Raw genomic sequence first — 19,811 nt, 5'->3', positions numbered from 1 at the left:
GGAGTATAATGATTTGGAGAGTATCATTTTTTTTAGTGTGACTTGTGTGTTAATTACACAAGCTTGGCTAAATAGTTAGTGATGTTATTTTGAAAGAAAATACAGATATATATGTTGAATTTGGGTATAATTCTGGGGATTACTGGAAGTTAGTAAATTAATAGAAAAAGGATTTGAATAGAATGCGAAATAAAATGTTTTCTGTACTATACAAATATAAAGGTTTGTAAACGATTTTAAATAGTTGATTTATATTTGAAATTATTTATATCTTGTTTTATGCCTTAATTTTTAATGCATAAGATAAATGCTACTTATTTATGTAACAATACTGTTAACTCAATTTTCCTATGAAAGTATTCAAAAGAACTCTGTACACATTACTTGTTTTTTCTTCTATGTTGCTAATTGCCTGTGATGACAAAAAAGATCCCGTTATTACAGATCCTTCTGAAAAGGTAATTGGCACAGAAGGAGGGAGTGTTACCTCTGAAGATAGTAAAGTTTTAGTGACTATTCCAGGTCAGGCTATAACGAGTAGTATTACAGTCTCTGTAAAACCAACATCAACAAAAGCTACCAATGGGATTGGATCTGTTTATAAAATAAGTCCGGAAGGAACTACATTTAGTAAACCAGTAACTATTTCCTTTAAGTATACAGAATCTGACGCTCAGCAAACAAATCCCGAACTCATGTCTATTGCTTATAAAAAAGCAGATAATACCTGGGAGATATTATCCAATGTACAATTGAATAAATCTTCCAAATCGGTTTCTGTTCAGACAAATCATTTTAGTGAATGGTCTCTTGTTTCTGTGAATGAGGGTGTTAGCTTTAAGGTTAGCGCTTTTTCTGTAGAGGACATGCCTGGTACGTTTACAAGAGAAAGTCATAATAGCAATGATGTTTATGCTCTTGAAGGAACAGCCAACGGGCAGATTTTTTCACTTAGCGTTTTAGCTAATAATCTAAAAAGTGGTATCAAGCACCCACTGTATTCTCTCGCCTATAATTCTGATGATTATACTAATTTGGAAGGAAAATATCTAATTCAACCCTATGGTTTTTCGCCTTTACAGGATACAACTCTTAATTATATACGTCCCACTTCTATTGCTGATTCTATTGGGAAGTATAATATTGGAGAATTCTCTTTATTAGTAAATGTACTAAAGTATACAAGCAATTCCGGTTCAGATACCATTGCGGTTACTCATCAAGATACTTTGCGCGGATTATATCGCATTAAAAAAACGCAATAACCTTCAATACCCAACAAATATTTTTTGTTGGGTATTTTACTAACTCTATTTTTTTTGATTTTTACTTTTTCCTTTTCTTCAAACTACAATCTATTTTTTTAGTGATCAGGAGTCACTTTTAGTGATGCTATTTTGTATATAAGATTCGTAGTTCTTCAATAATATCCACCTTCCCAAAAAATCAATAATTCACAAAAGATACTTGTGTCTGTAAGCGTTCTTGTGTTTTAATGATTTTTATTGATCTGGAGAACGTCTTTATATTGTATTATATTCTTTGTGAAGGACTTTGTAGGCTGAATGTATAATATGAGTGTAGGTTTTTGTTGTTTTATTGTTTTTATGTAGTCAGTAGAATACATACCTTTCAGAATAGTTATATTCTCCTCTTCCAGATAACCTTCCTATTCTATTAAATACCTGGCATCTATATAAGGTGTTGGTAGCTATGTTATATGTAATTTTTTCTTTTATGCAAAAACTATACACTAATGAACTCTTAAAATCAGTACATTTAATTCTGTTAATTATTTTTGTTCTATTCCTTTTTACTGGAAACGTAACTGTATTCGCACAGAAACGGAGCCTCGTTCCACAAGACTCTGTGATTCTGGCGCGCTTTCAGCAGGAGATGGAAAAAGCAGGATGGCCTTTAACATGGAAAAATAAGCCTACTTCACAATGGAAAGGAATAGTACTATCCAATCATTCTGATCGGGTTGTAGGCATTTCTCTGTATAACTATATTGATTCTGTGCTGGATGGAAACCCTAAAAATGATGCCTTGCCTGCATGCATAGAAATACTCAATGAACTAGACTCATTAAATTCTTTTTACCTGGCGGCAATATCGGGTATGCCTGTCAGAGTGATACCTGCCAGTATTGGTAAACTGACTAAAATTAACTTTCTCGCACTTGGATACTGCTTGTTTGAACACTTACCAGAAGAGGTTGGCAATCTTACTAAGCTGGAATATCTGAGTATAAGTATGAATCCCAATATAAAAGAACTTCCTGTCAGTATATTCTCATTACCGCGCCTGAAACGTCTGGATGTAAGTTATTGTACGAACTTTACCACTGTTCCCAGTGCCATCTCAAATTTAAAGACATTGGAACAACTGTACTTAGATAAGAATAAGATCAATATCCTGCCAGAGGCAGTTGGGTCGTTATCAAAATTGCAGGAGATAAAACTCGAGTGGAACCAGCTTTCGACTCTTCCTGAAAGCTTTTCTAATTTAACCAATCTTACCCGGCTATCTGCGGAACATAATGTGATTACAAGTTTGCCAGCCAGCTTGTCCAAACTTACGAAGCTACAATCGCTGAATTTTGCGCAAAATAAGCTCACAGATATAGGATTTAGTTTTTCTTCTATGACAGTTTTGATAGACGTTAATTTTAGTGAAAACCAGTTTACAGCCATACCCAATGTTTTGATTCAATCAATACCTCCTAAGCTAGTAATGATCAATCTGGCTAAGAATCAAATACGAGGGGCTGTTCCACAGCAATGGTTTAAATCGGGCTTAAAAAAGATGTCACTACATCTGGAGAATAACTTTTTATCCGGACCTGTTGTGGTTGAGTATCCTTATGCTGCAGAAGCAATGTATCTGGAAGGAAATAACTTTACACTCAGTGATATTGCCAATGTATATAAAAGCAGGAAAAACTATCTGGTTAGTATATTACATTTTACTCCCCAACAGAAGATTGGATTACCACAAACGATTAAACCTTCTGCAGGCGTATCCCAATCTATTTCTATCGCTAATTTTACACACTTGGATGGGAGTGTATATACATGGTATAAGAAAAGTAGCGCAGGTCTAAATGCTTTCAAAGAAGTATATACCACCACTTCTTTACCTACTCTGTCTTTTTCAAACTTTGACCCGCAAACTAATGGAGGAATTTATTTTTGTGAAGTTACACACCCGCAAATGCCTGGTAATATTGATACAGAGGGTATTGCATATATAGATATGCCTCAACCAAAAAATGAAAGTGAAGAAATACGGATAATAGGAAAGGATATGCCTCCTGTTGTAACTTCACTTACAGACATTCGTTTCCGGCAGGATAAAAATGCTGTGTTATATGTTGAAGCTACGGATGATTTTACACCTTCCAAAGATCTTGTCTGGAATTATTCGGGTGCTACTAATCTGAATGTAAAAAGTGTAAAAGATAGCTATGGTCGTATGAGTTATACTATTGCTGCTACTAGTAACTGGGCTGGACGAGATACACTACGTCTGAGTACTACAGATGAGTTTGGAAATACCACAATCACAAAAATAGCTGTAGAGGTAGCACCTGTGGTTAATACCCCTCCTGTTATCAGTTATATACCACCTGTGTATTTACATATGGAAGCGTTTACCTGTGAGGAAAAGTGTGATAGTCTGTTTCTATATGATGCGGTCACATATATGCAATACTTCGTGTCTGATGACCTGGATGATTGGAGTTCATTTTCCATAACTCTTGACTCAAACGATGTGAATCGTCTGAAAAAAAAAGAGGTCTACGTGTCTGTCTCTAATAGGAGTATATCTACGTTTGCTTATTCAAAATCTCCACTGGCCCTTACTGATTCTGTTAGAGTAAAGATTACAGATAGCGATGGAAGTTTTGCAATCGTGACATTGCAGTTTCGGATTGTCGAACCTAATGAATACCCTCAATTAATAGACTTTCCAGTACAGACTATCTATAGGGGAACTCAAACCTTTTCCATTGTAGATCTAAAAAGCAATCTGACTGATGATTACTTGCCTACTGAATACTTATCTATACAACTTGGAGTTGTGCCACCAACTCTGCATGCATCGATAGAAAATGGTAAATTACAGGTCGCACCTGTTTCTACTACTACTGTTTTCCTGGATTCTGTACAGGTATATGCATTTGAAATGACCAATCACTTTATGATAAAAGCTTTCTATATAAAATATCAGGTGCTTGCGAATGGGTATGTCGTTTCTGGAACCGTTACTGACAGTCTTGGCAATGCTGTCTCAGGTGTAAGCATGAATGGATTTACTCAACCTGTTAGTACAGACAGTAATGGATTTTACAGTGCCAGTGAAATAGCAGGTTGGAGTGGAACGATTACTCCTGTATTAAAAAATTATTCATTCTCTCCTGCATCTATATCAATCAGTAATCTTCAAAAAGATACAGGTTATTCTTTTCGGGCTACGCTCATTACTGGGATAGAGGATGAGGTAGGTAAAGATTGTGTAAAGGTATATCCCAATCCTTCAAGTAATGGCTCATTCACTATTCATCTATCCAATAAGACTGTATCCTTTGTTCGTATTATGACAATGAATGGAGTAGTAGTATATGAGAAAACGATACAAGGAGAAGAGCAGATTTACTTGCCATACAAAGGAATGTTTGTGGTAGAAGTAAAAGATGAAAAGTCAGTTGTACATAGTAAGATTGTGATACAATAATGGTTTATTGTCTATTAAATAGAATTTTGAACAACTAGAAATAATCCTTTAGGTTATGAATCTTGCTTATTCAATTGAACTGGTAACAAAGATTTAAGATTTTCACAGTAAATACTCTGTCTGTAGACATAGGCAGAATATTTACTAAAGGAGAATTATTAGCTGATAAACTTAAGGAACCTTCCTATAGGGAATCTTCAATCCGAATTGATCTGAAAATAGCTGATATAACTTTCCCTTATTATCTCTGACTACTTCTAATTCTGCTCCTATCTCTTTTAATATAAAATGCTTTCCGGTTAGAGGTGTAATCTCAAATTGTGGCCCTTTTCTGGAGTGGCGGCTAGCCTGAGCAATCAGCTTAGTGCCTTCAAGTTTTATTTCTAGGACTTCAGGAGACATAGCATTGCTATATTTTAGATCTACTTTATAAATACCTGTATACTGTCTCAATGACTCTACACTTAGCTGAATAGCGGGTTTTGAAGGTGAAGGTAAGCTGTAAGGCCACTGATAGAGGATAGACAAAATCTTGTTGGTGATCGTAGTGAGGCGTTCGTTGTCTTCTATATTACTAAGTAATACAATACAGATATCATCGGTGGGAACTCTGGTAAAATTAGTTTTAAATCCCCATATATCCCCACTATGAGATACAATCCGCGTATTAAACAACGAATCTACTATCCAGCCGTATCCATATCGGTTTCTATACGCAGTATAAGCCTTCTCTTGGGATGCCTTACTGATTACTTGATTATCTTGCAATCCTTCGTGCCACTTGTACAAATCACCTACAGTAGAGTAAATAGCTCCTGCTGCAAAAGGGCCTGCTGAATCCAGTATAGTCGCTACTTCTGACTTGGAACGCGTTGGATAGGTATAATATCCTGTGGCTTTATGGGTGTCTGTTAAATGGATAAAATCAAATCCACTATGTGTCATCTGCAAAGGTTGAAAGATATAGTGTCGGAGAGCATCATAGTAAGACAATTCGGTTACTTTTTGAATGATGTACCCTAACAGTGCATACCCCAGATTACTATAGTTCCAGTTACTACCTGGAGCAAACTCCAAAGCTGGACCTTTCATTAATGCATTAATCATAATTGATTCGTTTGCCAGTTTGTTTTCTTCTTTATTAATTTCTGTGGTATCTAAGGATATATTTGAGATACCAGATGTATGAGTAAGCAGATGTTCAATAGTAATGCTATCTCCATGCGGAAGATTAGGATAAAACCGGCTTAACTTATCAGATAGAGTAAGCTTCTTTTGTTCGGCTAGCTTTAAAATCAATGCAGATGTAAAAGTCTTGGTTACAGAGGCTATCTGATAAATAGTTTCAGTAGTGCAAGGTGTTTTCGCCTGAATATTCTGATAGCCATATCCTTTTTTTAGAAGGATTTTTCCGTTTTTAGCTATCAGTACTGTGCCATTAAACTGATTCAGTTGTGTATAAGCATTTATGAGCTTGTCTAGTTTCTGAGGTATAGTCTGGCTAAAAACAGGCCATAGCATTCCCAGTGCCATTAAAATGGCAAGATTGATCTTTTGCATAGGATTGATAATTAGTTAGAGTGTTACTGAAAGATTGTTTCAATTTCATGAGCATAGGCTGCTCCAATGGGAAGTTCGGTTTGTCGTATCCATACACTGTGTCTGTCTACTTTGCTGACTTGCTTTTTGGCAACAATAAACGAACGATGTATGCGTATAAAATCTGAAGCAGGTAAAAGGGCTTCTGCTTCACTCATGGTAAGTCTGGAGGCTATCTTTTGTTTTTCGAGTACAAACTTCATGTAGTTGCCACTGCTTTCAACATACCAGATTTCGTCAAGTGCAACACGAATCTGTTCATATCCACTTTTGATGAAGATTGATGAGGTTACTGGTGGTGTGATTATATTATTTTTTCGAAGTTCGTACTGTTCATGGGCTTTGGTACAGGCTTTTAAGAAACGTGATAGCGAAAAAGGCTTAAGCAGATAATCAATAGCATCGAGTTCAAAACTTTGCACAGCATGCTCGCTGTAGGCAGTAGTAAAGATAACCATAGGTGGACTGGCAAGAGATTGCAGAAACTCAATTCCTGAGATATCAGGCATCTTAATATCCAGAAAGAGCAAGTCTACTTTATTTTTTTGCAGAAAGTCTACCGCTTCAAAGGCATTGGCAAAATAGGCTTTAAATTCAATAAATGCTACTTTCCTTGAAAGGCTTCTGATTATTTCCAATGCAATGGGTTCATCATCTATAACTATGGCTGTCATCATACATTTTTTAAGGTTGAATCACCAGTTGAACAACAAACTCATTTCCATCACCATGTGCATTGAACTGGTGTTTGTGCTTATAGAGCAAGTTCAGACGTTCCAGTACATTCTTTAACCCAATACCTGATTTTTCCTTTTCTGGATTATTGGTTTTATGAATATGCATACTGTTTCGTACTTCAAATCGGATAGTTTCCTGGTCACATTCCAGTTTGATCTTTATCCATGATTTTTCATTCAGACTTATACCATGTTTAAATGCATTTTCTACAAACGGAATCAGAAGCATAGGTGCAATGGTATGATTACAGTATTGAGAGTCAATAGTATCTTCAATTTCGATTGCAGAAGAGGAGTGAATTCGTAGCTTTTGCAATGAAATATAGTTTTTCAGATACTCTATTTCGCGATGCATGGAAATAAAATTCTGGTTGTTTTCATGGAGCATAAATCGCATCATATCTCCCAGTTTCTGAATCCCTTCTGCTGTGCGTTCTGATCCATCCAGTATAGCAGTTCCATATAATGTGTTCAATGCATTAAACAAAAAATGGGGGTTAATCTGAGAACGCAAAAATTGCAAATCTGTTTTGGAACGGACTAATTCCTTTTCGACTCCTCTGAGCTGAAGGATTTTGTCTTCTTTTTGCTGATACAACACCCATGAAACAGGAGTGACAATAAAAAGTTGAAGTCCCACATTGATCCAAAAGAGTCTGACAAATGGATTATAATGTTCTATAGCAACAAAAGTAAAAATCAAGGGTGGAAGTAAAATAGACAGTAAGCGGAAAATAACATGGGAATGTAAAAAGGATCTTTGGCCTTTCAGTGGAAATAACCAATAGGTTGTATAGAGATAAGTGATAATACAGGGCGGAATAAAGGCAAAGTATACTTCAAAGAATGGAGTATCTCCAATCAGATGAAAGACCGCCAGAAAGAAAGGTATACACAGGAAAATAACGAACGAGCCTGTAATCTGATTGGCCACCAATATATAATAAGAGCTTCGACGACTGGTTGTGGTAATGAAGTGAATACAAAATTCGCGTATTGCAACATATGCCAGGTAGATACATACTAGTGCCAGTGCCCGGCCAAATCCAGCTAGTAAGTTTGTTAGTGGATGGTCATTGTATCCAAACAAGGCCAGAATTCTGAAGTCCCCATAGTTAACGTAATCTGGACGTGCAAAATAAGAGGCTACATTAGCTCCCAACGCCAGCAAATAGCTAATCAATAGGAGTTGTATAATACCCCAGATGTATTTTCTAGGGAAAAGATGACTAATTACTTCCAATGAAACAAATTTGGATTCTACGATAACTATTTTTTTATCTGTATCTGACTGCAATATGTTGGGTAGTATTCTCAGATTGATCCAGAGATAAAAGAGGTAGAGCACCAGTAATACACCTGTTTGTGGAATTACTCTGTGGCAGATCAAGCTAAAAAGAATGTGGGCTTTTGCAAAGTGAGAACGAATTTCTTCCAGTTGCCAGACTGTAAGATGTTGTGTATCCCATATATAACTGAATGCTGTAATAACAGTCAGTATGGTTGCTAACAATACTTCATGTTCCCTCCATCTGATTTTCATAGGATATAGTAATTGAGTGGTAGTAAATCTGTACAAACCTGTTTCTGTTCGTATCTTTTACCAAGATTACTATAGGATAAGGAATATTTCCTACAAATGTGACAGACCTGCCTGAAAATGTGACAGAATCAAAATGGGTGGGGAATATAGAGTGGAGCATATGACTATCTCCTGCTTTAAATATGTGAAAGCAGGAGATAATTTGGATCAGGGAAGCTGATACTGCTGGAAGAAATCCCAAAGCAAATCATTTGCATTAATCACAGTGGAAGGTGTATCACCATTAGAGCTTCCAGGTAGTCCTCCTGGCCAGGCATGACCACCATCCTGGGTGAGGTAGTACTGTATGGTTACATTGTCTTCACAATCTGACCATTTAGTGTATTTATATTTGTTGTCATTGACTAAAACCTGAGCAGGGTTGGCACAGACATTAATGGCTGACCATGCATTCAATACTGAATCAATTGGAGGGAAATACGCATTGCTGATACCCACACCTCCCTTATAGGGGACATGGTCATCCTTTACAGAATGCATATGTAATACAGGAACTGGACGAGATGGATTGCAAGGTTGTTTTACTACCATTGTACAGGAACTGGTTGCAATGGCTGCAATTTTTTCAGGCATCTCACAGGCTAGACGATAAGATAACATACCTCCATTGGAATGCCCTGTAGCATAAACTCTTTTGGGATTTATTTTATAGGTACTTACCAGATGGTTGATAAGCTGCCTGATAAAGTTTACATCATCAATGTTATGATCACGGGCATAGTCACAACATCCACCTGCATTCCATGTACGAGCTTTCAGCAGTCCATCGCTTTGAACTCCTTCCGGATACACCACAATAAATCCGGCAGAATTAGCCTTATCAGTTAATTTGGAGGTGGTTTCAAACTGGTCTGCATTTCCTCCACCTCCATGCATAGCAATAACCAGTGAAAAATCAGAAGAAGTATAATAGGTGGGAGGCAGGTTTAATGTATAAGTTCTTTGCAGACCATCTACAGTTAGTGTCTCTTTAAAACGAAATACATTATCGATAGGAATAGAATCTCTTCGTCGACAACCTGTAAAAGAAAAGATAGTGAAGAGTACTATAGTCAAAGAGATGTATATGCCGGTTCTAATCATATGGAGCTTAGTAAATTGTTTAGTCAGATGCTTTGATTGAGAAATGACAAAAAAGTTTAATGAGTGTTTTTATCCAAAAAAATATAGTCAGTACAATGTGGCTCCAACAAATAGAAAAATTGCAAATCTCCAAAAAAAATCTATGTTTGAAAATGTATTGTGTACACATAAATGTTTTTGATAATGCTTACAGATGATTTTTGGATTCAGCCAGCTAAGGGATTTACAGACCGTACCAGAGGAAGAACAGAAGAGGAAATTCTTAAAATAGAATCCACTATTGGATTTCGCTTTCCGGAATTGTATAGAGATTTGATGAAGATTCAGAATGGCGGCCATCTCAGAAGACGTGCTTATCCTTTCGAAGATGGTATACAGGAATTATTCTACAACAATGCCAAACTTGATCCGATTTTTGTTGGTTCAGTAGTAAATGTTCTTCAGGAATTAAGTGAGTTTATGGATGAAGAAGAAATTGAAGAACTAGTACAAACAGAAATTAATCATATGGATCGTCTGATTATTGTTTCAAGTATGTATGGACATTCATATATGTGTTTCGACTATGGCTGGCATGAAGAAACAGTGAGGTCAGAGCCGGAAGTTTGTTTCTTTGATATGGAACGTGGGAATGGTTTTGAAGAGTATCTAAGAGTTGAATCATTTGAAAAGCTAGTTAGTGAACTTGTTTATTATGGATATGAATCTACTAGTTTTTATATAGGTATCAGATCTTCACTAAGTATTGATGCGATTATTGATGTATTGGCTGTTCAATGGAGTGTGAAATTTCAGGAACATACAACAGATCGGTATGGCTGGTTTAATTTTGATAAATGGTTTAGTGGAGAGTTAGAGATTACATCTGATTTATCTTTCCACATTGTGGTAAGTCCCAATCAGCATCGTTCTGGAACTTACCTGTTTCAGAATCATGCAGACAATACTTTTGTGATAGAAATTGTGCCCACACAAAAAGATGCTACATCAGAACGTGATAGTACAGAATATGCAGTGGTAATCAACAATCTATTACTAAAACTCAAGGAAAAAGAAATAACTGCTTCAATATTGCTGGTGCCTTTTGATGAATCTTGATTCTTCGATATTTTATTCCCAAAGTATTGGTATATGGTGGGAAATTGTAAGATAATATAGCATATGTAAATATTACGTGTAGGCTACTGCTTTCTTTAAGATTATTTTTAAAATTAGACGCTGTATTTTCATTTTTTACTCTCTGCCTGTGTTAATCATCTCAGACAGAATAACTATTTAGCTATGGCATCTGTACCTTTGGATGCAGCCACTGATTGCATTCGTCATTATTCCTGGAAGGCAGATATTCAATCTGTCATTCAAGCCTTGAAACCTACTATTGTATTAAGTGAAGCAGGTCAACCCAAATTTGGACAGTCCAAATTCAGAGGTTTGCCAGATATACCTGACAATATGATATTAGATATTGGAAGAGAGGATAACTTTCTTTTTCAACTCAATTTCTCTGAAATTGCTCCTTTTGATAGTCAGAGTCTATTGCCAACAGAAGGAATGCTATATGCATTTCTCAAAGGATTACAATCAAACGGTGCGTATCCAGATGCAAAAGAGGATCTTAAGCTAATTTACATCCCAGAGTCTATTCAGTCAAACAGGTCTACTGATGGTAAAAGGATGAGCTTTGAGATATCGCATACATTACCTGGATACAAATCTGCCGCATATGAAAAATTAAATCTGGGTGAAGACTTTGATACTCTGCAAAAGGTAGCCAGATCCATACAAGAAATAGACGGCTCAGATGACTATAGCAGTAACCTGCTAGGGCATCCACAACAAACACAGTATAACCCCTGGTTCTATCATTTTCGTCAGAATATATGGAAGCTACATGGCCGTGCTCCCAGTGATCCGGAAAAATACAAAGTCTGGAATGAGAAATATGAGTCAGAGATGAAGGCTTTAAACGATTCGCATGTACTTCTTTACCAAGGTGCAACGCCTTTTAAGAGTCTGGCAATTTTGTATATTGGTATCTCAAAAGAGGATCTGGCAAACCGAAATTTTAGTGCTGCATTTTATGACATTCAAAGTACATAATACAGATAGATATGTTGGACAAAATAATCAATCAACTGGTGTGGTTATTCTAAATTAGTTGATTGATTAATATAGTTGCATTCTTTACTACAAATACAGTTTCATTCCTTCATGTGAGTCAACAAAGCCTAGTGACTCATAAAACTTTTTGGCCTCCGGACGTTTTTTATCAGTTGTCAACTGAAGCAAATGAGCTCCTTTGTCTTTTGATCGCCGGATAGCATACTGAAATATTTCGGTTCCTAATCCTTGTCCTCTATAGTCAGATTTAACTCGTACAGCCTCAATCTGTGCTCTAGTAATTCCCTGATAAGTCAGGTAGGGGATAAAGGTTAGCTGAAAGGTAGCTACTATCTCTCCTTCCTGTTCTACTATCGTTAATTCCTGATTGGGGTCACGAATGATTGCCTCAAATGCATTCAGATAAGATACTGGTAGCGGGAGCAGAAAGTTTTCTCTTTCTGCTCCCAATTTGTCATCAGACAGCATTTGTACAATCGTAATCAGATCGGACTTTAACGCCAGGCGATAAGTGAGGTTCATGATAGATAGAGGTGGTAGTGAGTAGTAAACGATAGGAAAGAATATGTACTTATACTTGATTACTTGAAGTATGTATGACAGGATAACCTTTCGTAAAAAAGAATTTGATAATATATTCTATTCTATAATTTTATGGGTATAGCTTCTGCTAATTTACAGTATTACTTATCAAAAGTGTTACACATAGTAAATAACCACACAAGACAATTATGAAAGCATGTATACCTGGATTTTTCTTATTGGTCTGCTTATGCCTTTCTGTGAAAGCCCAGCAACTCTCACCTGTGGAAGGTTCCTGGGTAGGGACATTAGCCGTATCGGGCATTAAATTGCGATTGATAACACATATTCATACAGAGGCCAACGGGTATAAGGCAACATTGGATAGCCCAGATCAGGGTGCGAAAGATATCCCTATTGATATTGTTACATTTCAGAATGATAGTCTGACGTTAATTATGAATCGGCTAGGAGCTGTGTATAAAGGATTGTATCGTAAAGACAGTGTTTTGATACAAGGCCTATTTACTCAGAATGGACACAGTTTTCCACTTGTTATGCAGAAGAGCGAAAAGGGAATTACTGTAAACAGACCTCAGCTTCCTTTACGTCCTTTCCCATATAAAGAAGAAGATGTTATTTATGAGAATCCATCCACTCACACTAAACTTGCCGGAACATTGACTTTGCCCCAAACGGGAACAGCTTTTCCTGTTGTGATATTGATTTCAGGATCCGGGCCACAGGATCGAGATGAGACATTGTTTGCCCATAAACCATTCCTTGTATTATCTGATTATCTGACAAAACAAGGGTTTGCCGTCCTTCGGGTGGATGATCGGGGCGTGGGAAAATCTACAGGAAGTTTTTCTACTGCTACAAGTGCTGATTTTGCCGAGGATGTCAAAGCCGGAATCGATTATCTAAAAACAAGAAAAGAAATAAATCCCTGGAAGATTGGCTTGATAGGGCATAGTGAAGGAGGTATGATAGCACCCATCGTAGCTTCCAAAAGCCCGGATGTAGCTTTTATTGTATTAATGGCTGGACCCGGAATAACCGGAGAACAAATTCTCAGAACCCAGGCAATTACTTTTTATAAGAAAATGGGTGCTAGTGATAGCGAAATAAAAACCATTCTGGAGTTATCAGATGCAGTCGACAAGCTTGCTGAGAACAATAATACAGATAAACAAAAACGTAAAGAAGGCATTGCTAAACTTATAAAAGATAAAGCAGCGGGTATAAGTGACACTCGTAAAAAACAGCTGGAAATCACGGAAGATGCCTTTTTACAAAGCGTAGAACTTGCTCAATCTCCCTGGATGAAATACTTCATCCATTTTGATCCAATTCCTGTTCTTAAACAAGTACGTATACCTGTATTGGCTATCAACGGGAGTAAAGATGTTCAGGTACTGGCAGATAACAATTTGAAAGGCATTGAAACTGCATTGAAGCAAGGAGGAAACAAAAAGTATCAGGTACAAAAGCTGGAAGGACTTAATCACTTGTTTCAGAAAGCTGATAGTGGATTTCCTGACGAATATGGTACTATTGAGCAGACAATTGACCCGACTGCACTCACTGCAATAGGAGACTGGTTAAAAAAAGTAGCAGGGAAATAAATTCTATTTACTCATGTATTCACCTATAGACCTCTTCATAGCCTATAGGTGAATACATGAGTAAACAGATGTCTGGATATATTGAAACTTTACAGTTTCTTTTTGTTAAAGTTCGGATTAACTACTATCATAAAAAAAGCCTATTAAAATAATAGGCTTGATTAATAGATAGTTATGGAGGTTAGATATTATTATAGAAATATAAATTGGTCACTAAAATCTTTCCTGAATAGCTGGATTCCAGCGTAGATCTACATTAAATGAATGGCAATCAGTGATAAAGTCATTCAGGGTTACAGGCCATTTCAACTCAGTCCCGTTAATGCAATAGGTTGATTCATTAAACCATACAATATTGCGACTCTCTGTATCATCAATGTAGCGATTGTAAGGCTCATAAAACTCCCATCCTTCAAAAAACAACACTATCTGCTGTGGTTCAAAAGAACTTTGGTAAAGCTCATTAATAGATTTAGAAAGTAACTGAGGGAAATACTGGCTTAATGCGTCAAGTTGTATAGACTTCATAGTTGTGCAAAAATGATTTAAAACTTACATGATAGCTGTTGAAGCTTATATCTAAAGTTAACCTTTTCGTGAATTCCTGCTTTTAAAATCCCACCAAACTGAAACGTTTTTCGGTAGACATAAGACTTTATTCGATGAACTAAAGAATGACTCTTAACACCTGTAAATTGGATAGGTAAAATAGTACTTAGCAGAAACAGATATCTTACTTTTATTCTAAAAGGTTATACACTTTGCTAGTAGTTGAATGTTAGGTTAATAACAACTACAGGAGAAACTTTCAGGTATATTTGCGCCTGTATTCTTATTTTATGACTATACATAGTAAAGCTGTCGTTAAGGTTACTTTAGTAATGCTTATCTGGGCAGGTTCATTTTCAGTAACTAAGGCAGGCGTTGATCACATCCCACCTGTATTTTTTGCGTTTCTGCGTTTTGCTCTCGCATCTGTTATCTTACTTATTATTCTGTTTGTAAAAGAACGAAACAAACCAAATTATATTGGCTGGGATCGGTCTGTTTGGTATAAAGTAATAGGTATGAGTATTACAGGAGTGACCTTATATTATACATTCTTTAATCTGGCATTACAATATACTTCTGCTGCCATTGGGTCTTTGATTCAGGGATTTATTCCTGTGGGTGTGGTAGTACTGGCTGCTCTTTATTTGAAAGAGAGACTTCAATCGATTCAACTTGTGGGTGTGGTAATTTCCATTATTGGTGTGATCTGTATAGGTTTTGTATCCAATCCTGAAACTACTGATTTTATAGAGTCTTTTGTTTGGGGGATGCCTTCTGTGATTGTTGGAAATATCCTGGTAATTCTATCTGCATTATGCTGGGTGATCTATACCATCATTTCCAAAAAACTATCACATCTGGATTCGACACATCTTACTACCTGGTCTACTGTAATTGGAACGATATGTTTTCTCCCTCTGATGGGAGTAGAATTATACTATGAACCATTACCTGTTATTTCCTGGCGAGGCTGGCTTGAAATTTTCTATCTGGGAGTACTGGCTTCTGCATTAAGCTATTTCTGGTATAATGATGCCATGAAATACCTAAATGCGGTTGAGGTAGGGATATTTAATAATCTTGACCCGGTGATGGGAGCCGTTATTGCAGTTGTTTTTTTGCACGAACCAATTTCCCTATGGCAAGTTGCCGGGACTGTTCTTGTTCTGCTTGGGGTCTGGATCAGTACTGTTTCTAATAAGAAGTCTGTTTCTTAGTAAAGGTGCCTGATAGTGAGGTAGAAGGAACTACGGTTTTAGGAAATTTATCACATGGGCAGTCGTGTTAAAAACAACAATAGAATATTTCCAAGGATATACCCTATATTTGTGTTTTAAAATCTTTATACCTCATGATCTCAGTTGATTCGATTACAGTAGAGTTTAACGGTGCCGCTCTTTTTAGCAACATTACCTTTAATATTAATGAGAATGACCGGATTGCCTTAATGGGTAAAAACGGTGCCGGAAAGTCAACCTTACTGAAAATTATTGCTGGCGTAAATAAACCCACACGCGGAAAAATATCTGCTCCCAAGGATGCAGTAATTGCTTATCTGCCTCAACATTTGCTAACAGAAGACAATTGTACTGTATTTGAAGAAGCCTCCAAAGCTTTTGGAAAAATACTGGAAATGAAAAAGCAGATGGATGAGTTGAATCTGGCATTGGAGACGCGGACAGATTATGAATCAGATGAATATGCCAAGATCATAGAACAGGTATCTGAACTTAGTGAGAAATACTATTCGATAGAAGATAGCAATTTTGATGCAGAAGTAGAAAAGACGTTGATGGGATTAGGCTTTCAACGGAGTGATTTTACCCGTCCTACCAATGAGTTTAGTGGTGGGTGGCGTATGCGGATCGAGCTTGCTAAGATTTTGTTGCAAAAACCGGATCTGATTCTGTTGGATGAGCCTACTAACCACATGGATATTGAATCTATTCAGTGGCTGGAAGAATTTCTGGTAAATAATGCCAAAGCTGTAATTGTGATATCCCACGATAAAACATTTGTTGACAATATCACAAACCGGACCATAGAAGTGACAATGGGGCGTATTTACGATTACAAAGCGACCTACTCTCATTATCTTCAGTTGCGGAAAGAACGTCGCGAACAGCAGCAAAAACAATACGATGATCAGCAGAAGCAGATTGCTGAGATTCAGGAATTCATAGATCGGTTCAAAGGAACCTATTCCAAAACACTTCAGGTACAATCTCGTGTGAAGATGCTGGAAAAGATTGAGATCATTGAAGTGGATGAAGTGGATACTTCACATTTGAATCTGAAGTTCCCTCCGGCTCCTCGTTCAGGTAATTACCCTGTTATTGTAGAAGGATTAACCAAGCGTTATGGAGATCATGTGGTATTTGCAGACGCTTCTGTCACTATTGAACGTGGGCAGAAAGTGGCCTTTGTAGGCCGGAATGGTGAAGGTAAATCTACATTGGTGAAGGCAATTATGGGCGAGATTGATTTTGAAGGAAAGTTACAGGTGGGTCATAACAGCATGATCGGATACTTTGCACAGGATCAGGCTTCTAAGCTAGATGGTGAACTAACTGTTTTCCAGACTATTGACCAGATTGCAGTAGGGGAGATTCGTACAAAAATCAAAGATATTCTTGGTGCTTTTATGTTCAGTGGGGAGACTATTGATAAGAAAGTTAAATTTCTTTCTGGTGGTGAAAGAACTCGTTTGGCTATGATAAAGTTATTGTTACAACCTGTGAACTTGTTAATTCTTGACGAACCTACCAACCACCTGGATATAAAAACAAAAGATATTCTGAAAGAAGCATTGAAGGCTTTTGATGGTACATTGATTCTGGTATCACACGATCGTGACTTCCTGGATGGTTTGGCTGATAAAGTATTTGAGTTTGGCAATAAACGTATTAAGGAGCACTTTGAAGATATCAATGGCTTCCTGAGAAATAAGAAGATGGAAAACCTACGTGAAATTGAGCGGAAAGCTGTAAAATAAACTATAGTGTTCTGCTATATATAGAAACCCTCTGTCTTATCATAAGGCAGAGGGTTTTATTTTGTCATTATTCTGATAGAATTGCAATTTGGGCAGGGCGTTTACCTTTTCCGTATTTCGTTGATATAGATTCAAAGATTGTCAGACTCTATGTATTATTTTATAAACAGGATTTTTCACAACTATGTTATTTGAAAAAGATTTTCAGGGACAGGAATGGTATGAACCTTTTAAGGATACCAGTCTCAAGAATATGACTTGGGCAAAGTCCTTGCTAAAAAGAGAGTTTTATTGTTTTCTGGATTATAAATCTTTCTATGATACAGAGAGCTATGTAAGTGTATTTCATCAATTGTCAACTTTCTGCAAGCCTGATCTTGATTTTCAGGTTCTATCATACGATGGCCCATTTATCTATCTGCTCATAGATGGTGAGGAGCTTATTTATGAAAAAGAGGATACCCACTATTCGGATGATCAGTTATGTTTTAAGTTAAATCTGTTTCTCTGTGAACGTACAACCTGTTCGTTGCGATTCTCGCAATTTCATGTCAGCGACTGGACTTGTATTGGGCTAATGAGTAAAGAACAGTATGATGTAATGAAGCAACTTCAGTTAGTGCCCTTAGTAGAAGGCGAAATAGATAGTCAGGAAATGTTGTGGTGAAAATAGGACAGGGATACAGGAAAATAGATTTATATTTCTTATTTTTGCCCCCCTTTTTGCAAAGCATAACGGATTCAATTGAGTAATTTTCTCTGAAATACAAGGTACTGAGTTAACTTACTGCAAATAAGGGTAAGATCTGATTAGGATTAGGTATAGTTTGAAATACATGTACCACTATGAATATGGAGTTCATATTTATAGTGGTATCATCGTCTTTATACTACTCCACAGATCTGTGTGTTTTCTCTAAGATTGCTAAAACCTCCTACTATGACAAATATATCCTGTGGAATTGATTTTGGAACATCCAATTCAAGTATCGCTGTTGCTAATAATGGAAATATCAGCCTGGTTCCGATAGAAGGAACCTCTGTCACTATTCCTAGTGCAATCTTTTACCCTTATAAAGAGGCTGTTCCTCATTATGGCAGAGCTGCTATTCGAATGTTCTTTGAACGGAAAGAAGGCCGATTTATGCGAAGCTTGAAACGGGTATTGGGAACCTCTGTGATGAAACAAGGCACAATCATCAATGGTCGTCCGATAAAATTCGAAAAGATCATTGCAGAATTTCTGGTTAATTTGAAGGCCAAAGCAGAGAGTATAGCAGGCAAAGAAATAGAACATGTGGTTATGGGACGCCCTGTACACTTTGTTGACAATGATCTAGAGGCTGATAAGCGGGCAGAAGCTGAGTTGCGTGAGGTGGCTCGGAGCTTAGGATTTGCACATATAGATTTTCAGTTTGAACCTATTGCTGCTGCATTTGCACATGAAGTCAAGCTATCAGGTGAAAAGCTGGCTATTGTAGTAGATCTAGGTGGAGGTACTTCAGACTTTACAGTAATTCGCTTGTCTAATCAGTATGTACATAAAACAGATAGAGCTTCGGATATCCTGGCTAATACGGGTGTTCGGATTGGTGGAAATGATTTTGATAAGGATCTGAGTCTGGCTGTTGTCATGCCGGAACTAGGCTATAAAACCACCTATGGCGATAAAAAACTGGAAGTACCTTTAAAACCTTATTTTGATCTTTCGGAATGGAGTAAGATTAACTTCCTGTATACAACCAAAATGGTAGTCCATACACGTCAGCTGTTATTTCAGTCGCATGATAAGACACGTTTTGGCAGATTGTTGCGAGTGTTGGAACAGGAGAGTGGACATGCACTGCTGGCAAGTGTTGAAGATACAAAAATTGCCTTGACCGGGCAGGCAGAATATAACGCGTCTTTTGAGTTTATTGAGGATAGCTTTTCTATTCAGATCAAACGGGATCTATTTGAAGATGCCATACGGGAAGAGGTTGAGAAGATTTCTGATTCTGCCAAACAGTGTATCCAGGAAGCAGGAGTGAAGCGGGAAGATATTGATCTGGTTATACTTACCGGCGGAACTACAGAGGTACCATTAGTGCAACAGGAATTTAAGCTATTGTTTCCCAATGCGGCTATAGCTGATGAAAATAAATTATCCAGTGTAGGGCTTGGATTGGCTTATGATAGTCAGAATAAATTTGGTAGATAAACGGGTTTGATGCCTAAAAGAGAGAGAAACA

General features: G+C 37.1%; 15 protein-coding genes. 9 read left to right on the top strand and 6 right to left on the bottom strand.

Annotated elements, in window-relative coordinates:
* Positions 1-350: 350 nt before the first annotated feature.
* Positions 351-1,265, top strand: a complete 915-nt coding sequence (locus tag QNI15_RS29985; protein ID WP_313998868.1) for a hypothetical protein — start codon at positions 351-353, stop codon at positions 1,263-1,265.
* A gap of 472 nt (positions 1,266-1,737) precedes the next feature.
* Positions 1,738-4,740, top strand: a complete 3,003-nt coding sequence (locus QNI15_RS29980) for a leucine-rich repeat domain-containing protein (protein ID WP_314035374.1) — start codon at positions 1,738-1,740, stop codon at positions 4,738-4,740.
* 171 nt (positions 4,741-4,911) lie between these two features.
* On the opposite strand, the gene QNI15_RS29975 is transcribed toward QNI15_RS29980, so the two are convergent.
* From QNI15_RS29975 to QNI15_RS29960, 4 genes are all read right to left on the bottom strand, one after another.
* Positions 4,912-6,300, bottom strand: a complete 1,389-nt coding sequence (locus QNI15_RS29975; RefSeq protein ID WP_314035372.1) for a serine hydrolase domain-containing protein — start codon at positions 6,298-6,300, stop codon at positions 4,912-4,914.
* Positions 6,301-6,323: 23 nt separating this feature from the next.
* A complete protein-coding gene (locus tag QNI15_RS29970) occupies positions 6,324-7,016 on the bottom strand; it encodes a LytR/AlgR family response regulator transcription factor (RefSeq protein ID WP_314035370.1) in 693 nt (230 codons plus the stop codon).
* A gap of 7 nt (positions 7,017-7,023) precedes the next feature.
* Positions 7,024-8,619: a sensor histidine kinase gene (locus QNI15_RS29965; RefSeq protein WP_314035368.1), complete on the bottom strand. Its 1,596-nt coding sequence runs from the start codon at positions 8,617-8,619 to the stop codon at positions 7,024-7,026.
* Positions 8,620-8,826: 207 nt separating this feature from the next.
* Positions 8,827-9,762 carry an extracellular catalytic domain type 1 short-chain-length polyhydroxyalkanoate depolymerase gene (locus tag QNI15_RS29960; protein ID WP_314035366.1) on the bottom strand — a complete coding sequence of 312 codons (936 nt, stop codon included), beginning with the start codon at positions 9,760-9,762 and terminating at the stop codon, positions 8,827-8,829.
* A 183-nt stretch (positions 9,763-9,945) separates the two neighbouring features.
* On the opposite strand from QNI15_RS29960, the gene QNI15_RS29955 reads away from it, so the two are divergent.
* A complete protein-coding gene (locus QNI15_RS29955; protein ID WP_314035365.1) occupies positions 9,946-10,860 on the top strand; it encodes an SMI1/KNR4 family protein in 915 nt (304 codons plus the stop codon).
* 183 nt (positions 10,861-11,043) lie between these two features.
* A complete protein-coding gene (locus QNI15_RS29950; protein ID WP_314035363.1) occupies positions 11,044-11,862 on the top strand; it encodes a DUF1963 domain-containing protein in 819 nt (272 codons plus the stop codon).
* An 87-nt stretch (positions 11,863-11,949) separates the two neighbouring features.
* Here QNI15_RS29950 and QNI15_RS29945 read toward each other — a convergent pair whose 3' ends face one another.
* Positions 11,950-12,405: a GNAT family N-acetyltransferase gene (locus QNI15_RS29945; RefSeq protein WP_314035360.1), complete on the bottom strand. Its 456-nt coding sequence runs from the start codon at positions 12,403-12,405 to the stop codon at positions 11,950-11,952.
* Between the two features lie 209 nt (positions 12,406-12,614).
* On the opposite strand from QNI15_RS29945, the gene QNI15_RS29940 reads away from it, so the two are divergent.
* A complete protein-coding gene (locus QNI15_RS29940) occupies positions 12,615-14,033 on the top strand; it encodes an alpha/beta hydrolase family protein (protein WP_314035358.1) in 1,419 nt (472 codons plus the stop codon).
* Positions 14,034-14,246: 213 nt separating this feature from the next.
* On the opposite strand, the gene QNI15_RS29935 is transcribed toward QNI15_RS29940, so the two are convergent.
* Complete coding sequence (locus QNI15_RS29935) at positions 14,247-14,561, bottom strand: hypothetical protein (RefSeq protein ID WP_313985625.1); 315 nt, start codon at positions 14,559-14,561, stop codon at positions 14,247-14,249.
* Positions 14,562-14,872: 311 nt separating this feature from the next.
* Between QNI15_RS29935 and QNI15_RS29930 the strand changes: the two genes are divergently transcribed.
* The 4 genes from QNI15_RS29930 (at position 14,873) to QNI15_RS29915 (ending at position 19,780) form a co-directional block, all read left to right on the top strand.
* Positions 14,873-15,802 (top strand): DMT family transporter, encoded by a 930-nt coding sequence (locus tag QNI15_RS29930; protein WP_314035356.1) that lies wholly within the window; start codon positions 14,873-14,875, stop codon positions 15,800-15,802.
* 134 nt (positions 15,803-15,936) lie between these two features.
* Positions 15,937-17,580: an ABC-F family ATP-binding cassette domain-containing protein gene (locus QNI15_RS29925; RefSeq protein WP_313998843.1), complete on the top strand. Its 1,644-nt coding sequence runs from the start codon at positions 15,937-15,939 to the stop codon at positions 17,578-17,580.
* Positions 17,581-17,764: 184 nt separating this feature from the next.
* Positions 17,765-18,247, top strand: a complete 483-nt coding sequence (locus tag QNI15_RS29920) for a hypothetical protein (RefSeq protein ID WP_313998841.1) — start codon at positions 17,765-17,767, stop codon at positions 18,245-18,247.
* 273 nt (positions 18,248-18,520) lie between these two features.
* On the top strand, positions 18,521-19,780 hold the full coding sequence (locus QNI15_RS29915) for an Hsp70 family protein (RefSeq protein WP_314035354.1): 1,260 nt from the start codon (positions 18,521-18,523) through the stop codon (positions 19,778-19,780).
* Positions 19,781-19,811 lie beyond the last annotated feature (31 nt).

Origin of the sequence: Xanthocytophaga flava (genome assembly GCF_030068545.1) — a bacterium.
Taxonomy (GTDB): Bacteria; Bacteroidota; Bacteroidia; order Cytophagales; family 172606-1; genus Xanthocytophaga; species Xanthocytophaga flava.
This window is presented reverse-complemented; position numbering and strand designations above follow the sequence as displayed.

What these genes read in the sequence shown, in the direction of transcription:
- QNI15_RS29985 (WP_313998868.1), top strand. Translation starts at nt 351, where the DNA reads ATGAAAGTATTCAAAAGAACTCTGTACACATTACTTGTTTTTTCTTCT.
- QNI15_RS29980 (WP_314035374.1), top strand. Translation starts at nt 1,738, where the DNA reads ATGCAAAAACTATACACTAATGAACTCTTAAAATCAGTACATTTAATT.
- QNI15_RS29975 (WP_314035372.1), bottom strand. Translation starts at nt 6,300, where the DNA reads ATGCAAAAGATCAATCTTGCCATTTTAATGGCACTGGGAATGCTATGG.
- QNI15_RS29970 (WP_314035370.1), bottom strand. Translation starts at nt 7,016, where the DNA reads ATGATGACAGCCATAGTTATAGATGATGAACCCATTGCATTGGAAATA.
- QNI15_RS29965 (WP_314035368.1), bottom strand. Translation starts at nt 8,619, where the DNA reads ATGAAAATCAGATGGAGGGAACATGAAGTATTGTTAGCAACCATACTG.
- QNI15_RS29960 (WP_314035366.1), bottom strand. Translation starts at nt 9,762, where the DNA reads ATGATTAGAACCGGCATATACATCTCTTTGACTATAGTACTCTTCACT.
- QNI15_RS29955 (WP_314035365.1), top strand. Translation starts at nt 9,946, where the DNA reads ATGCTTACAGATGATTTTTGGATTCAGCCAGCTAAGGGATTTACAGAC.
- QNI15_RS29950 (WP_314035363.1), top strand. Translation starts at nt 11,044, where the DNA reads ATGGCATCTGTACCTTTGGATGCAGCCACTGATTGCATTCGTCATTAT.
- QNI15_RS29945 (WP_314035360.1), bottom strand. Translation starts at nt 12,405, where the DNA reads ATGAACCTCACTTATCGCCTGGCGTTAAAGTCCGATCTGATTACGATT.
- QNI15_RS29940 (WP_314035358.1), top strand. Translation starts at nt 12,615, where the DNA reads ATGAAAGCATGTATACCTGGATTTTTCTTATTGGTCTGCTTATGCCTT.
- QNI15_RS29935 (WP_313985625.1), bottom strand. Translation starts at nt 14,561, where the DNA reads ATGAAGTCTATACAACTTGACGCATTAAGCCAGTATTTCCCTCAGTTA.
- QNI15_RS29930 (WP_314035356.1), top strand. Translation starts at nt 14,873, where the DNA reads ATGACTATACATAGTAAAGCTGTCGTTAAGGTTACTTTAGTAATGCTT.
- QNI15_RS29925 (WP_313998843.1), top strand. Translation starts at nt 15,937, where the DNA reads ATGATCTCAGTTGATTCGATTACAGTAGAGTTTAACGGTGCCGCTCTT.
- QNI15_RS29920 (WP_313998841.1), top strand. Translation starts at nt 17,765, where the DNA reads ATGTTATTTGAAAAAGATTTTCAGGGACAGGAATGGTATGAACCTTTT.
- QNI15_RS29915 (WP_314035354.1), top strand. Translation starts at nt 18,521, where the DNA reads ATGACAAATATATCCTGTGGAATTGATTTTGGAACATCCAATTCAAGT.